We start from the raw sequence: 14,292 nt of genomic DNA on the forward strand, positions 1-14,292 counted from the left end.
CGTCATGTCCCGGTCGGTGCTGACGGCGTACCGGCTGCCCGCGCAAGCGTACGCCGCTGCTGCCAGCTGGACTGTCAGGAAAGCGGTCAGCAGGAATGCGGCCAGCCAAAGCCGCCGGAGGGACGTGCGCACGTGTGGGCCCATATTGGCCGAATGGTACCAGCGTTTGACGTTGGCAAGGGTTGGGCAGGTGTTGCGCTGCGAAATGCTCCTTGACCGAAAAATTGCCTCTTATCCTCGGCACCTTACCTGGATGTAATAGTCGGGTAATGGCTCGGTGAGGGGCGGATTCATACCATTGAAGTCGAGAGGCCAATACCTCGTAACTCAATGGAGAGAATCATGAAAATCAACAAGAACGCGGCAGTTGTATTGAGCCTGGCGGCGCTGTCCGTGGCGCCCGCATGGGGCGCGGACAAGGCAAGAACTAACGCGGGCGATGATTGGGCCAAGCACGTGCAGCAGGCCGCCGAGCCCGCATCTTCAACGATGGCAAACACGACGTCGGGCACGCGTCTCGGTCCTCACGCAGCCCTTTTTGGCAGCGTTGTCCCGGCTGGCACGGCGTCCCGCACTATCACGCTTCGGCCGGGTATGAAAAGCGTCAACGTAGCCTCCGGTGAAGCGGTGGCATTCGCAGACGGCGATCAATCCGTGGCTTGGCAGTTCGGGGAGTTCGTGCACGGCAGCACAGTCGACTTGGGCGACCTTTTCCCCAGCATGCCGAGCGCTCGAGGCGTGCGCGTGAACATCGATCGCAGCCAGATTTTCACCGGTGGCTGACAGGCGGAATTGTGTGCTGGGCACGTCCATCCACGACACGGCGATTCGAGATGACGGCTTTGTAATCGCACAGTCATGCCTCGGTGGGGAGCCCCTCCCTACACTGATCATGCAGGCTCACAGCGAGCCAATCACCCTTAAAAGGAGAAACAAAATGCGTACGTTGAAGAAGGCTGCGCTCTTGGTATTGACGATTGCGTCGCTGGGCAGCGCAGCGGGAATGGTGAATGCCGGCGTAACATCGTCGCGCGATATCTTCACGACCGGCGGCCACACGATGGGCACGCGCGATCCCTTCACCGATGGCGGTCATACTACCGCTACGCGCGACCTGTTCTCCGATGGCGCCCATACTACGGGCACGCGGGACACCTTCACGGACGGGAGCCACACGGGGGGAACGCGCGACGCTTTCACCGACGGCATCTGATCGCAGGACGTTGGCATTTTCGAAGTGTCGGGCTTCGCAATACCGGCGCAGGTCCAGCGGCCGAGACCTCTCGGACGTTGGGCTCTTTCACATCGGGCGACTACGACAAGCTGTTTGCCTGGTCTGAGGCGTCGGCGCAGTGAACGGTAAGCTCTGATGCTTGTCAAAGCAAGCTTGAACGGCACCCGGTGATACACCGATCAGGCGGGTCGGGGCCAACATAGCCACGAAAACTGAAGTCCAATCTCGCGGGAATTTTCGATGAAGCTTCTTCTTGGTGTTGCCCTTCTCACTGTCGGTACGCTTGCGTATGCGGCTCCCCCCGCGCTGGTCGTCTACAAGGATGCCAATTGCGGATGCTGTGAAGGTTGGGTGGAGCATTTGAACGAGGCTGGCATCCAGACCAAGCTCATCAATACGCCGGATGTCGCCGCAATCAAAACGAAGCTTGGCGTTCCCGAGAAGATGGGCTCCTGCCATACCGCGGTCATGCAAGGCAGTGGCCAAATTATCGAAGGGCACGTTCCCGCGGCGGCGGTGAGGAAACTGGCTGCCAGTCCGGGCGTGAAAGGGATCGCCGTGCCGGGCATGCCGGCAAATTCTCCCGGCATGGGTCCCATGGATGGCAACTTGGTGACCGTGGATTTCAACGGAAAGCCGTTCTCCAGGAATTAATGGCGCCTCGGTTCGGACAGCGAAGCTGCACCGAGCTTGGCCGGCTACGAATGGAAAGCTCGAACAAGTCTCGTTGGCTGATTGCTGGCCTGTTGGTGCTCGCAGCCGTGGCCGCAACTGCGGTCGCGCTGAAGATGAAGCGCTTTCTTGAGACGCCCGTCGACGGTGGGAACGGAGCGTCGGCGGCTAGGCAGCTACGCATCGACACCAGTGATGCGCAGCGTATTGCCAGAGGCAAGCAGCTTTACGCGCAGCAATGCGCGTCCTGCCATGGCGCCAATCTCGAGGGTCAACCAAACTGGCGGGAACGGCTTCCGAGCGGCCGGATGCCGGCGCCGCCGCACGATGCCACAGGCCATACATGGCATCATCCCGACGCCGTGCTGTTTGCCATTACCAAGAATGGTCTGGTGCCGGGCATCACGGCTCCGGCCGGGTATGTCAGCGACATGCCGGCATTCGGCCAATTGCTGTCCAACGAGGACATCATTGCTGTCCTCGCGTATATCAAGAGCACTTGGCCGCCAAGGGCGTCGGCGGCGCAGCGTGAAGCGACCGAGCAATACGCCAATCCGCGTTAGCGCGCTCTACATACCCGCCGGTGACAGAATGCCCAGTGACGCCACAAGAGCCAGGATCAGCGTTGCCGCGCTGGTTTCGAAGATCAGGCTGCGTCGAAACGTTCGGACGGCTGCCGCGTGATTGCCGCTCTTCACCGCATGCTCCAGTTGCGGACTCAGAAAGTAGCGATTGGTTGCCGCAAGGGCCAGCATCGTACCGAACAGGCCGAGCTTGATGGCAAGCAGGCCGCCATACGACGTTAGCGACAGCTCTGGCAGCGTCAGGCCGACGATCAAGAGGTAGTTGATCACCCCGGTCACCGTCAAAGTGGCGACCACAATAGTGCCAACCTGAGCGAAGCCATTGGACGTGCGGGTCAGCAGTGCGACCGTCTCCGGTGTGGACGCGGCTCTTGCCAGCAGCACGAAAGCGATCAGCGCGCCAACCCAGGCCCCGGCTGCGGCCAGATGTCCAATATCGGAGGCCAGGTGAATATAGCGGCGGACGCCATCGTCCATCGCGCCATGCCCGCCCCAGGCAAGGGTCGATAGCGCAACGCCGCCTGCGGCAGCCAATACACCAATTTGCAGCGCCGGCCACCGGCGTGCGAAAAGAGCGACCAGCAAGCAAAGGACCAGCGCAACCAGACGGACAGCCCAAGCCGTCCCGAAATCCGTACCCGTCACGATCATCTCGAAAACGTGGCTCTGCAGTTCGGCGTATTCGGATGCGCCGGTCATGGCCTTGGCCATGACGGCGATATTTGCCAACGACAGTCCGATGCCGACCGCAGCCAGCGCGGACGCAATGGCGACATACCGTGAGCCGATGCCCGACGATATCTCCTCACGGCGAAGCGCATAAAGACCGAATAGCGGCAAACCGAAAAGCGCCGTCAGGTCGAGATAGAGTGCAAAGCGCACCGATACAGTCGCCCAGTCCATCGGCGGATCACTTGACCGTGAAGGCGATATTTCCGTTGATCGGATGCGTGTCCGACGAAACTGCGCGCCAATCCACACGGTAGCTGCCCGGAACGAGCGGTTGGGCCGGCGTGATCACCATCGTCTTCGGGTCATCGCTGCCTGATACCTTGGCGGCAATCTTCATCGGGGCATGATTGGCCATGCCAGGCATGCCGGTCATTACCAGGTTGGCACCGGAAAACTGGGCGACCAAGTTTTCGGAGAACTTCAGTTCGATCTTCTGAGGGGCGGAAACCTCGGCCTTGTCAGCCGGGGTCGAAGAGACCAGCTTGGGATGTGCGAAAGCCGCCGAACTGATCAATGCCGCGGTGGCGGCGAGCATGGCTCGGATGGCGAAACGGTGCGTCTGCATGATGAACTCCCAGATTGAAAGGGGGTTAGAGAACGTGGTCAGAACCAAATACGAACACCGGCCACAAAGCGGGTCTCGCCACGACGACCGCCTGCCGTGCGAATCATGTCGGCGGTATTGCCGAATGTCTGATATCGCTCGACGCCGATATACGGTGCGAACTGCCGGTTAATCTCATAGCGCAGGCGCACGCCCACGGCGCCATTGGCCAGGCCGCTGCCGATACCGATTTCAGGGTCGTTCTTGCCGTAGAAGTTGGCTTCGATTCGCGGCTGCAGGATCAGACGCTGCGTAATCAGAAGCTCGTATTCGGCGGAGAGTCGAAGCGCGGTCCTGCCTTCGGTGCCGACGTAGCCGGTCGCATCGACTTCGAACCAGTAGGGCGCCAGGCCTTGCACACCGAACGCGAGCCAGTTCCGGGCCGGTCTGCCGTAGCCAGCATCGTTTCGAATACCGACCTGGGTATCCCAGAACGTCGCAATGGAATGGCCCCACAGCAGTTCGGTGCGAGCCTCGTGCACCTTTCCTTCTTCGGCCTCCCCTTCGGCCTTGATCACCAGCTTGTCGTAGGAGTTGCCGAACCAGGCCTGCGCCTCGTAGGACGCTGCATTACTGTCTCGGCCCTTGGTCCATTCCAGGCGATCCACCAGCACGGAAGCAAACAGATGTTCGTCCGCCATATGGAGCGTTCGGGTCGGCCCGAGCGCATACTTGCCGACCCCGAGTTGATAGCCACCGGAATAGCCATGCGGATCGCGCGCGTCGGGCGGAGCGCTGCCGCCTTGCATTTTCATGTCGCCGTGATCCATGCCCTGCATCGAGCCGTGATCCATGCCCTGCATCGAGCCGTGATCCATACCCTGCATCGAGCCGTGGTCCATGCCCTGCGTCGAGCCGTGGTCCATGCCCTGCATCGAGCCGTGATCCATGCCCTGCATCGAGCCGTGATCCATACCCTGCATCGAGCCGTGGTCCATACCCTGCATCGAGCCATGGTCCTTGCCACCCTTACCATTTGCCTTGCCGACGGACTTCGATTGCGCGGCAGCGTTGGCCTTCCTGGTCGGATCCGCGGCCGAAGTGCCCGCGTGGGCCTCCGGGGAATGGGCGGCTTGCGCCCACGTCGTGCCGATGCCGGCGGACGTCAGGACCGCGGCAGCAAGAATCGTTGTTGTTCGCTTATGCATGGAATCTCTATCCGGTTGACGGTCAGGCCACTATCACTTCACGGAACATGCCCGCGTCCATATGCAGCATCAGATGGCAATGCCATGCCCATCGTCCCAATGCGTCCGCGGTAACCAGGAAGCTGATGCGCTGGGCCGGCTGAACGGGAATCGTGTGGCGCCGGGCCTGGAAGGATCCATCTGGCGACTCCAGTTCGCTCCACATGCCGTGCAGGTGCATCGGATGCGTCATCATCGTGTCGTTGTGGAGGATCACGCGCAGGCGCTCGCCATACTTGAAATAGACCGGTGTCGACTTGCCGAACTCCACACCGTCAAACGACCAGGTATAGCGCTCCATATTGCCGGTCAGGTGCAGCTCGACCTCGCGTCCAGGGCCCCGCTTGTCCAACGGACCACCGATGGTGTGCTGGTCAGCCAGCGTCAGCACACGACGACCGTTGTTGCGCAGGCCAATGCCGGGATCGTCCAGGTTGGTGCGCGCCATGTCCACGCGCATATCGGTGCTGGCCCCGTACTCGGTTCTGGCGTGCCGCGCCTTGGTGCTGGGAACCTTCAGCGAATTGCCGGCGGCCATGGTGGCCATGTTGTGCTGGCTATGGTCCATCGCCATTGCGGTGCCCGCCATGCCCTGCATGCTCATGCCACCATGGTTCATGCCTTGCATGCTGCCGTGGTCCATGGCACCCATCATGTCCGCCATCGTCAGCCATTCGGCCTTGTCGAGCGCGGGCACCGGCGCGGTCAGACCTTCACGAACAGCCAGCGTGCCTCGGGCATAGCCGGTCCTGTCCATGGATTGGGAGAAAATCGTGTAGGCCTCATCTCGGGGTTCGACGACGACGTCATAGGTTTCCCCGGGACCGAACCGGAACTCATCGACGGTCACCGGTTCCAGGTTCTGCCCGTCGGCCTGTATCACCTTCAGCTTCAGCCCAGGGATGCGCACGTCATAGAACGTGTTGCCCGTGCCATTGATGAAGCGCAGCCTGACCTTCTCACCTGGCCGGAACATGCCCGTCCAGTTGCCGGCTGGCGTGACACCATTGGTTAGATACGTCAGCGTGGCGCCCGACAGATCGGCCAGATCCGTCGGATTCATCCGCATCTCGTTCCACATCTTCCGCTTGGCCAGCGCGCTTTTCATGCCGTCGTTGGCGACGTCGCGGAAGAAGTCGATGACGGTCGGCTGATTGAAGTTGTAGTAGTCGCTCTGGACCTTGAGCTTCGACAGGACCCGCATCGGATCTTCATCGGTCCAGTCGGACAGCAGGATCGTATAGTCGCGGTCTGCTTGAACGGCGTCGTAGCCGGAAGCCGGGTCGATCACGATGCCGCCATACACGCCCGTCATCTCCTGGAATCCCGAATGCGAGTGGTACCAGTAGCTGCCGGTCTGGTCGACCTTGAAGCGATAGGTGAACGTTTCGCCCGGCGCAATGCCGGGAAAGCTGATCCCCGGCACGCCGTCCATTTCGAACGGCAGGATGATCCCGTGCCAATGGATCGACGTTGGCTCGCGCAGCCGATTCGTGACGCGGATGGTGACGGTGTCGCCCTGACGCCACCGCAGCGTCGGGCCGGGCAGCATCCCGTTGATCGTGGTCGCCACGCGCGGCGTGCCGGTGAAGTTGACCACCGATTCGCCGATGACTAGGTCGAATTCGGTGCCGCGCAGCACGGGGGCGGTGCCGGACAGCGTCTGGGCGGGGCGTTCAGTCGCCTGGGCCCAAACGGTTCCCCCAAGACCCGACAATCCCGCCATGACACCCCCTGCGGCCAGGCCTTGAACGAAGCGGCGGCGCGTTGGGTTGTGCAGCACAATACCGGCCGGTCGATCACGTCGCATGAATAGTCCCTTTTTGCTTGAATGGCCGCATAGAAGTCGGCATGCAGAGAGTAACGAGCAGGAGGCTACCGTCAACTTACCTGCACATTACATTCCGGTAATGTTGAGGTCACCCGCAAGTCGTCTCGCTAGACTAGCCGCACCGAGGCTCCCTTCCGGGGGCCGCTAGCCAATCCAATCGGACGCTCTAAATGAAACTGCTGGTGGTGGAGGACGAATCCAAGACAGGCGACTACCTTCGCCAGGGACTGACCGAAGCCGGCTTCGTCGTCGACCTGGTCGGCAACGGGCTCGATGGGCAGCACCTGGCGCTCAACGAATCGTATGACCTGATCATTCTCGACGTGATGTTGCCGGACCTGGATGGCTGGCACATATTGCAGTCCATCCGTGCCGCGGAGAATGCCGTCCCTGTCTTGTTCCTGACCGCGCGTGACAGCGTGACAGACCGCGTCAAGGGGCTGGAACTGGGTGCAGACGACTATCTTGTCAAGCCGTTCGCCTTCTCGGAGTTGCTCGCTCGGGTCCGCACGCTGTTGCGCCGGGGATCTGTGCTGGCCATTGACCGCATCCAGGTCGCTGATCTGGTCCTGGATTTGGGACGCAGGCGCGCATCCCGTGCCGGTCGCCGCATCCCGCTGACCAGCAAGGAGTTTGCACTGCTCGAACTGCTCGCGCGCAGGCGTGGCGAGGTCTTGCCGCGCTCTCTGATCGCCTCGCAGGTGTGGGACATGAATTTCGACAGTGACAGCAATGTGATCGACGTGGCCATTCGTCGCCTGAGGGCCAAGATCGACGACGACTTCGAACCAAAACTGATCCAGACAGTGCGCGGGATGGGATACGTACTGGAAGCGCCAGAGGGAACGGAATGAGGCGACGGCTTTCGCTGACGATGCGGTTGACGCTGCTGTTCTCGCTGTCGTCAGCGGCGGTGCTGCTGGGTCTCGGTGTATTGATCTGGCTGGCCATGGACCGCCACTTTGCCAACGAGGACTACGTCATCCTCGGTGACAACATCCGCTTGATTCAGAAGATCACGCAGGAACGACCGACAGCACAGCTGCCCGCGCGCTTGGCCGAGATGGTGGAGCACCACCCCGGGTTCGTTGCGCACGTCCAAACCGCGCAAGGCCAGCTCGTCTATGCGACCAAGGGATACGACTTCGCGCCGACCTTGGCCGCCATCGCCCGGCTGAAGCCGAACGAAGACACCCTGGTGTGGCAGCAGAACGGGAAACAGTACCGCGGCATGCGAGCGCTGGCGAAAATGTCGGACCCGGCAGCGGCGCCATTGCGCGTCGTCGTGGGCATGGACACGGACATTCATGCGCATTTCATGCAGGCATTCCGGCAATCGCTGGCGTTCTATACCGCGCTGGCGGCGCTCGCCAGCGGCTTGTTCGGGTGGTGGGCGGCAAGGCGTGGCCTGGCGCCCTTACGGATGATGGCCTCACGCGCGAGCGGCGTGACCTCGAACAAGCTGGATGCACGCATGCCGGTGGAGGCAGTCCCAGTCGAAATGGCGGATTTGGCCGCCACTTTGAATGCCATGCTGGAGCGGTTGCAGGACGATTTCCGGCGGTTATCCGAGTTTTCGTCGGATCTGGCACACGAGCTGCGCACGCCGATCACCAACCTGATGACGCAGACGCATGTCGTGCTATCGCAACCACGGGATGCAGAGAAATACCGGGAGGTTCTGGCGTCCAACGCCGAGGAACTGCAACGCCTTGGCCGCATGGTTTCCGACATGCTCTATCTGGCAAAGATGGAGCACGGCATCACGCTGCCCAGCGAAGAGGAGATCAACGTCAGCGACGAAGTACGTGCGCTGTTCGATTTCTACGATGCGCTGGCGGAGGACAAGAGGGTGCATCTGCGGCTTGAAGGTCAGGCGCGGATCTTCGGTGATCGTCTGATGCTGCGCAGGGCGCTGAGTAACCTGCTTTCCAACGCGCTGCGCTATACGCCGGAGGGAAAGGCCATCCTGGTCAAGACGAAGGAACAGGCCGGTGCCGCAACGATCGTCGTGGAGAACGAGGGCAAGGAAATCAGTGCGGACCTGTTGCCCTCGATCTTCGACCGGTTCTTTCGCGCCGACAAGTCCCGCAACCGGGCCGATTCCGACAGTGTTGGGCTTGGCTTGTCGATTACGCAGGCCATCATGTCGGCGCACGGAGGTCGAATTTCCGTGGAGTCGTCGGCGGGAAGGACCCGGTTTATCTTGACGTTCCCACGTCTCGCCAAGTAAATGCGGTGCTTCCGCGCCGGTCGACTCTTTACTGCTGCAGCGGACGCTCGCCGCGGAACGGCTGATAGTCGACGATGCCGAAGCGAGTTTCCAGCAGCTCGCGCATTTCGTCGATACCAGATGTCTGCTCATGCCACATCAACTTGCAGAGGCGTATCAGATTCTGATGGAGGCGATCTGCGCCGGTGATGCAAGCGTTCATCGGCTGCAGCAGCGAAAAGTGATGGCGGCTGAAGGTTTCAAGGAAAGCGCGATCAAAGCTCGCGCCGGGTTGGGCCTGCTCCAGAGCAGTAAGCATCTGTTGCGCATCCTCTCTGATGCGGGGCTCGTGGGCAACGCCATACCAATCACGCAGCAACATCTGCAGGTGCATGATCTGCTCTCTTTGCGCGCGATTCTCCATCCGGGCCATGGATTTGATTTCATCGAGAGCGGCCTTGGCAGGCGTAGCCGAAAATCCCGGCGTGGGCGACGTCCCTTCGTTTGATGAAAGATGTCCGCTGCGTTGCGGATCTGTGCCGGCGGCCAGCTCGGTCATCCTGAGCGCTGAAAAATGATGGTCAATGACCAACCGCATCAGACGAACCTCGAAGCCGGCAGTGTGGCCTCTGCCTGGCTGGGCGGCATAAGTAGCTGGCAAGACAAGCATGGCCATCAGGCCGGTCGTCATGAGATGTCGGACTGTCCGGGGCATCCACCGACAGGCCCTTGTCGACAGCGGCGATGGAAAGACGCGAGCAGGGTCGCATGTAGCAGTCAACTGCATGTTGAGCTCCCAAGGTTGGGCGGGGTTGCGATAGACCGGCGGAACACACGACTTCGCCGATGGGAATAATCAGCGACTCGGACGGCGCAACAGACGTGCCAGAGGTAGAACGTTTCAGGGGGCTGTCAGATTCGTAATGGGCCAGTAATCTGAACGTGGGGAAAGCACTCTTGCGTATCGCGATGTCGACTTGCCGCTGCGTTGCGCATCGGCTTCCTGAGAGTGTGGCCGCCAGCCAGAATTGCCATATTGCAAGAAATGCATTACGTCCGCTCGTCCCGGACGCCGTGTCGGGATTCGCAATCTGAGGTGGTCTGGGCTAGCAATGAAGATCGGTGTTGCGATGCCATGTGGACCCCAGTTGACTCTGGAGCGAGCCGAGGTACTCGTGGATTTTTGCGATGGCCAGCCCGCCGTCCTGGAAACGGGACAGGATGGCAATGCGCCGATGATGATGCGAATGATGGGCGGCGGCAATCGCCTGCGTGGTGAACGCCAGGCGATCATCAGGTTCGAGCTTCGGGGAACAGGCACGCGCAGCGCTCAGCAGCCCGACAAGCTCGTGACGCACCAGCGCCAGTCCGTGTCGAACGCCTTTGGTCGGCGGCGCATTGCCATCACCATGGGCATGCGTGGGATGAGAGGGGGCACGGAATGGGAGTGTTCGGCGTCAATGGCCGCCCGTTCGACATGGAGCGAATCGATGCAGAAATCAGGCGCGGCGACACAGAAGTCTGGCAGGTGTACCCAGAGATGATGGCACACCCGTTCCATATCCACTGTGTTCACTTCGAAGTTCTCAGCCGAAACGGTTCACCGCCGGGTGTTCGCGATAAACATGGTCGAGAACTCCGTCGAACTGCTTGTTCGGTTTTGCCATACCGCGGTAACGGCCCCGTACATGTACAACTGCCATATTCTCGAGCACGAAGATAACGGGAGGATGGGACAGTTCATCGTTCGCTGATCGGGTCCACATCACGTCCCCATGCCGCGGGCACTGTAAGGCACTTTCTACCGTTTGCACGTGCTCTCGCGCCCCGCACCTGGCAAATGCGTCGACGTCGACTTGCAAGCCTACCCCGACCCCGCTCGTATTCAGATTTACGTCGCCAGGCCAGCTTGCTTGCGTCGCTTTTCCGTGGCGTTCTTGTTCTCATCGATCAACGTCAGCGCCGCCGCAAGCTGTTCCACGTCGGCAAGAAACTCCTCTGGTCCTGGCAGTGCCGGTGGCGCCTCGGCGCCGCCTTCGTGCGTGAAGTTCGAGCACCGCGTCATGCCGTTGTATACAGCAGCGGCTTCCGGATCGCCGACGGAAACGCACCGTAGCTTCGAGGTCTCAATGGAACGTCTGAAGCGCTTCACGGTGCCTGCGAACAGATGCTCCTCGATGAGCAGCTCCCAGGTGTCTCGCATCCTTCGGTAGCCGTTGCGCACCATGTCGTTGTAGAGTTCATGGTTGTGCTGCTCTTCCAGTGCTTTCCTTGCTCGTTGAGCGTGGTCTCGAAGCTCATTGATTCTCGCGCTAAGCTTCTTTCCTTCGAAGGGCAGGCCGTCGCCGCAGAACCCTTTTTTCGCGCCCGCCGAGAAGACGTGACGATCCACGTGGGCAACGCCGTGCTTATCGGCGAAGTCCTTTAATGTCCAGGCAAAGGCTAGGTCGTGCGTAAACACAATGATCTGGCGCTTCTTGCCTTCGAGAACAAGGCGCTTCGCGATTCTCTCGCGACGCACATGGTCCAGGGACGACACGGGGTCGTCAAAGATAAGGCCCGACTTGCCGGGCTCAATGCCGATCTCCGCCAGGAACAGAGCCATGGCGATGACTCGCTGCTCGCCCTCACTGAGGATATCTGAGACCTTCGCGCGTGCGTGCTGTGGTGCGGTACGGAGCCTGAGCTGTTGCATGCGGGCACCTTTTTGCCCCGTCATCTCTAGGATGACATCTAGCCCGCCGAGGCCGAGATTCGCAAGCTCTTGCGTAAAGGCTGAGCGAAGTTCCTCCGTGACATGCGCTTCGTATAACTCGGTCGTCTTGCCAGTGATAGAGCGAGTACTACATCCTTTTATGGCCTCGCCAAATGCATGATCGCGCCTGTGCCACTCTATTGCTTCTAGCACCTTGGGGAGAAGCCCCGCAAGCTTCGTCCTAGCATCCAGATCGGCAAGCACCTTGCTCTTTTGCTCGCGCTCCTCAGGCGTCATCGCCTTCATAAGCTGCCCAGCCTCGTTAACATACCTGCCGTGCAATTCCTTTATGGTTGGTACCGGGGACGCAGGCAGCGGTTCCAGACGATCCAATTTTCGGTTCGGCGCCATTGCGACCACCCTCGCCTGACGAGCCTTCAGAGCGGTTGTGTATTCATCGATGGCGGCTGCCAATGTCGGTTCGCTTTCGTGGAGTTCGTCCAAGAACGCGCGATCAGATGGAAATGTGTCGAAGTTGAGTGATGAAATCGCTCGATACAGCTTCTTGGTGAGCTCGCGGGCCTCTGTGGCTTTTTTCTGCGCATCGGCCTCCAGAAACGCAACGAAGGACTTCAGCCTTTCCGTAGCTTCGTCGGCAAGCGGCTGCTGGCAGAGCACGCAGTACGCGTCGCGGTCTGGTCCCGGAAATTCGTGTCCCGGGTACGCAACCTCTGTTGCATACTTCATCGCGCTGCGTAGCAAGGTCTCCCATAGCACAGTACCAGTCCCGACGACTTTTGCGCCCTGAGCCTGAAGCGTATCTGCTGCCAGCTTCGATGCAGCCTCTGCCGCAGCCATGGCAACGAAGGCAGCCGCTAGCTGGCCGATGGCCTCATCCAAAAGAGGGGCCTCCAAGGCTGCGAGCTCATTGCACAGGGTGTCAACGCGCGTTGCTTTGCGGCGGACGACTGCGGCGAGCTTGATCGGGTCTTCGTCTCCGAAAAGCTTGCTGAGCACGTTTCGCTCTGCCTCCTCTTCTTCCGACAACACGGCGAGTTTCTTAAATGCCTCCGGATCGCTTTTTCTTCCGAGTTGTGCGTGCAGCCGACCAACGACGGTCGAACCTGCGAGCGGTGAAAGTTGGGTCTGATCGAAGGTATTTGCGGTTCTGTCGGCTTCAATCAGACGCTGGACGGCGCCGAAAGCATCGGAGAGTCCGTGAAGAATCTCCATGCCGTTGGGCACGAACAGGACCTTTGCCTGGTTGTCCACAAACACGCGTGCACAGTGGGCATCGAAGACGGACATCTGCGAAAGCGGGGCCGGCGGAACAGTTCCGACCGTCCACTTCTGCGACTGAGCTGCCTGTCCCTCGCTCCAGTCAAAGATTGCGCTGGTGGGCGCCGGACCCTTCAACTCAACATATACATCAGGAAGGAGGTCCTCGACGTTGCGTGCGCGACAGGCCTTTTTTAATATCCTTGCGTAGCCTGACTTCCCTGCGCCGTTGTGGCCATACACGATGGTCAGTCCCGCCGCCTGAAACGTCAACGCTTGCCCGGGATCAATCGCATTCAGGTACTCGGGCGAGCGCAGCGCGATCAAGCTGACGTCCGCGCCGGCGTGAGCATCCACAGGTAATGTCCTCGGGTCAAGCCGTACCGCGACGCGGCCCTCAGGGTCGGGCAACCCGTGCGCGGACTTTGCTAGGGCAGCCAAGTCCTGCAGGTCCTTAGAAGTCAGATTGCCGGCAATAAGCCGCCGCACTGCGTCATCGACCCACGCCGGCTGCTCTGCAGCCCAAGCCGCAATCTTCTGAATTATTTGCATCGGCCCGTCCCTGTTTCTTATTAGGACTCAATGTTGCCACAGGCGGAGGACTGACGACTTGGAGATCCATATCGAGCGCGAATTCGCCTATCCCCTTACGCCACGATTGCAAAGCTCCTAGATCGCGGGACAAATCCTACGAAACGACACTTTCGACTCAAGGGAGCCGTCTCCGCCGACGCCCATCTATCGTACACGGACGTATGAAGCAGGGAGCCATACGACCTAACTCCTTAACCATTGACGCTTGTCACAAAAGCCGCGACGAACTGGAAGCGCGCCGGGAAATCGGCCTGCCGGCCCGCACGCGAGATCGTGATGTGGCCGGATTCGAGCGGCTCGCGCAGGACCTCCAGCACGCGCCGGTCGAACTCGGGCAACTCGTCGAGGAACAGCACGCCGTGATGCGCCAGCGAGATCTCGCCCGGGCGCGGATCGCCGCCACCGCCGACCATCGCGGCCGCCGAGGCGGTATGGTGCGGCGCCCGGAACGGCCGGCGGCCCCAGCGCTCGCTGTGGAAGCCGGCGCCGGTCAGGCTCAGCACCGCGGCGGACTCGAGCGCCTCCTGCAGCGTCATCGGCGGCAGCAGCCCGGGAAAGCGCTGCGCCAGCATCGACTTGCCGGTGCCTGGCGGGCCGATCAGCAGGGCCGAGTGCTGCCCGGCCGCCGCGACCTCCATCGCGCGGCGCGCCTGCCCCTGGCCGCGCACG

Annotated in this window: 14 protein-coding genes and 3 pseudogenes; 8 read left to right on the plus strand and 9 right to left on the minus strand. The window is 60.9% G+C overall.

Annotated features, from left to right (window positions below):
* Positions 1-132: pseudogene (locus AC6EI8_RS17345) on the minus strand (copper resistance protein); the annotation flags it as partial.
* Positions 133-342: 210 nt separating this feature from the next.
* On the opposite strand from AC6EI8_RS17345, the gene AC6EI8_RS17350 reads away from it, so the two are divergent.
* The 4 genes from AC6EI8_RS17350 to AC6EI8_RS17365 all read left to right on the plus strand — a co-directional run bounded on the left by AC6EI8_RS17350 (position 343) and on the right by AC6EI8_RS17365 (position 2,469).
* Entirely contained in the window at positions 343-783 is a 441-nt protein-coding gene (locus AC6EI8_RS17350) for a CzcE family metal-binding protein (RefSeq protein WP_498382479.1), read from the plus strand.
* A 154-nt stretch (positions 784-937) separates the two neighbouring features.
* Entirely contained in the window at positions 938-1,213 is a 276-nt protein-coding gene (locus AC6EI8_RS17355) for a hypothetical protein (protein ID WP_498382480.1), read from the plus strand.
* 261 nt (positions 1,214-1,474) lie between these two features.
* Positions 1,475-1,888 (plus strand): DUF411 domain-containing protein, encoded by a 414-nt coding sequence (locus tag AC6EI8_RS17360; RefSeq protein ID WP_422649367.1) that lies wholly within the window; start codon positions 1,475-1,477, stop codon positions 1,886-1,888.
* A gap of 50 nt (positions 1,889-1,938) precedes the next feature.
* Positions 1,939-2,469, plus strand: a complete 531-nt coding sequence (locus AC6EI8_RS17365) for a c-type cytochrome (protein WP_422649366.1) — start codon at positions 1,939-1,941, stop codon at positions 2,467-2,469.
* A 6-nt stretch (positions 2,470-2,475) separates the two neighbouring features.
* On the opposite strand, the gene copD is transcribed toward AC6EI8_RS17365, so the two are convergent.
* Genes copD through AC6EI8_RS17385 form a run of 4 tightly spaced genes read right to left on the minus strand, consistent with a single transcriptional unit; the run spans position 2,476 to position 6,823 of the window.
* On the minus strand, positions 2,476-3,393 hold the full coding sequence (copD, locus tag AC6EI8_RS17370) for a copper homeostasis membrane protein CopD (RefSeq protein ID WP_422649365.1): 918 nt from the start codon (positions 3,391-3,393) through the stop codon (positions 2,476-2,478).
* Between the two features lie 7 nt (positions 3,394-3,400).
* Positions 3,401-3,787 carry a copper homeostasis periplasmic binding protein CopC gene (gene copC / locus AC6EI8_RS17375; RefSeq protein WP_222245862.1) on the minus strand — a complete coding sequence of 129 codons (387 nt, stop codon included), beginning with the start codon at positions 3,785-3,787 and terminating at the stop codon, positions 3,401-3,403.
* 38 nt (positions 3,788-3,825) lie between these two features.
* Positions 3,826-4,974 carry a copper resistance protein B gene (locus AC6EI8_RS17380; RefSeq protein WP_498382481.1) on the minus strand — a complete coding sequence of 383 codons (1,149 nt, stop codon included), beginning with the start codon at positions 4,972-4,974 and terminating at the stop codon, positions 3,826-3,828.
* Positions 4,975-4,996: 22 nt separating this feature from the next.
* Positions 4,997-6,823, minus strand: a complete 1,827-nt coding sequence (locus AC6EI8_RS17385; RefSeq protein WP_498382482.1) for a copper resistance system multicopper oxidase — start codon at positions 6,821-6,823, stop codon at positions 4,997-4,999.
* A gap of 191 nt (positions 6,824-7,014) precedes the next feature.
* On the opposite strand from AC6EI8_RS17385, the gene AC6EI8_RS17390 reads away from it, so the two are divergent.
* Both AC6EI8_RS17390 and AC6EI8_RS17395 read left to right on the plus strand, forming a co-directional pair.
* Positions 7,015-7,698 carry a heavy metal response regulator transcription factor gene (locus tag AC6EI8_RS17390; RefSeq protein WP_265633191.1) on the plus strand — a complete coding sequence of 228 codons (684 nt, stop codon included), beginning with the start codon at positions 7,015-7,017 and terminating at the stop codon, positions 7,696-7,698.
* Positions 7,695-9,077, plus strand: a complete 1,383-nt coding sequence (locus AC6EI8_RS17395) for a heavy metal sensor histidine kinase (protein WP_498382483.1) — start codon at positions 7,695-7,697, stop codon at positions 9,075-9,077. Before AC6EI8_RS17390 ends, AC6EI8_RS17395 begins: the two co-directional genes overlap by 4 nt.
* Before the next feature lie 28 nt (positions 9,078-9,105).
* On the opposite strand, the gene AC6EI8_RS17400 is transcribed toward AC6EI8_RS17395, so the two are convergent.
* Together AC6EI8_RS17400 and AC6EI8_RS17405 are read right to left on the minus strand one after the other, a co-directional pair.
* On the minus strand, positions 9,106-9,747 hold the full coding sequence (locus tag AC6EI8_RS17400; protein WP_422649363.1) for a DUF305 domain-containing protein: 642 nt from the start codon (positions 9,745-9,747) through the stop codon (positions 9,106-9,108).
* A gap of 415 nt (positions 9,748-10,162) precedes the next feature.
* A complete protein-coding gene (locus AC6EI8_RS17405) occupies positions 10,163-10,414 on the minus strand; it encodes a hypothetical protein (protein WP_422649362.1) in 252 nt (83 codons plus the stop codon).
* An 83-nt stretch (positions 10,415-10,497) separates the two neighbouring features.
* Between AC6EI8_RS17405 and AC6EI8_RS17410 the strand changes: the two are divergent.
* Positions 10,498-10,650 (plus strand): annotated as a pseudogene (locus AC6EI8_RS17410) (multicopper oxidase domain-containing protein); the annotation flags it as partial.
* A 31-nt stretch (positions 10,651-10,681) separates the two neighbouring features.
* The gene (locus AC6EI8_RS17415) at positions 10,682-10,810 is read left to right on the plus strand and encodes a multicopper oxidase domain-containing protein (RefSeq protein WP_422649361.1); all 129 of its coding nucleotides are present in this window, start codon (positions 10,682-10,684) and stop codon (positions 10,808-10,810) included.
* Between the two features lie 137 nt (positions 10,811-10,947).
* Here the strand turns inward: AC6EI8_RS17415 and AC6EI8_RS17420 are convergent, their stop codons facing one another.
* Complete coding sequence (locus AC6EI8_RS17420) at positions 10,948-13,581, minus strand: AAA family ATPase (RefSeq protein WP_498382484.1); 2,634 nt, start codon at positions 13,579-13,581, stop codon at positions 10,948-10,950.
* A 257-nt stretch (positions 13,582-13,838) separates the two neighbouring features.
* A pseudogene (locus AC6EI8_RS17425) lies at positions 13,839-14,292 on the minus strand (ATP-binding protein); the annotation flags it as partial.

Source organism: Cupriavidus sp. R6-3 (genome assembly GCF_059772245.1).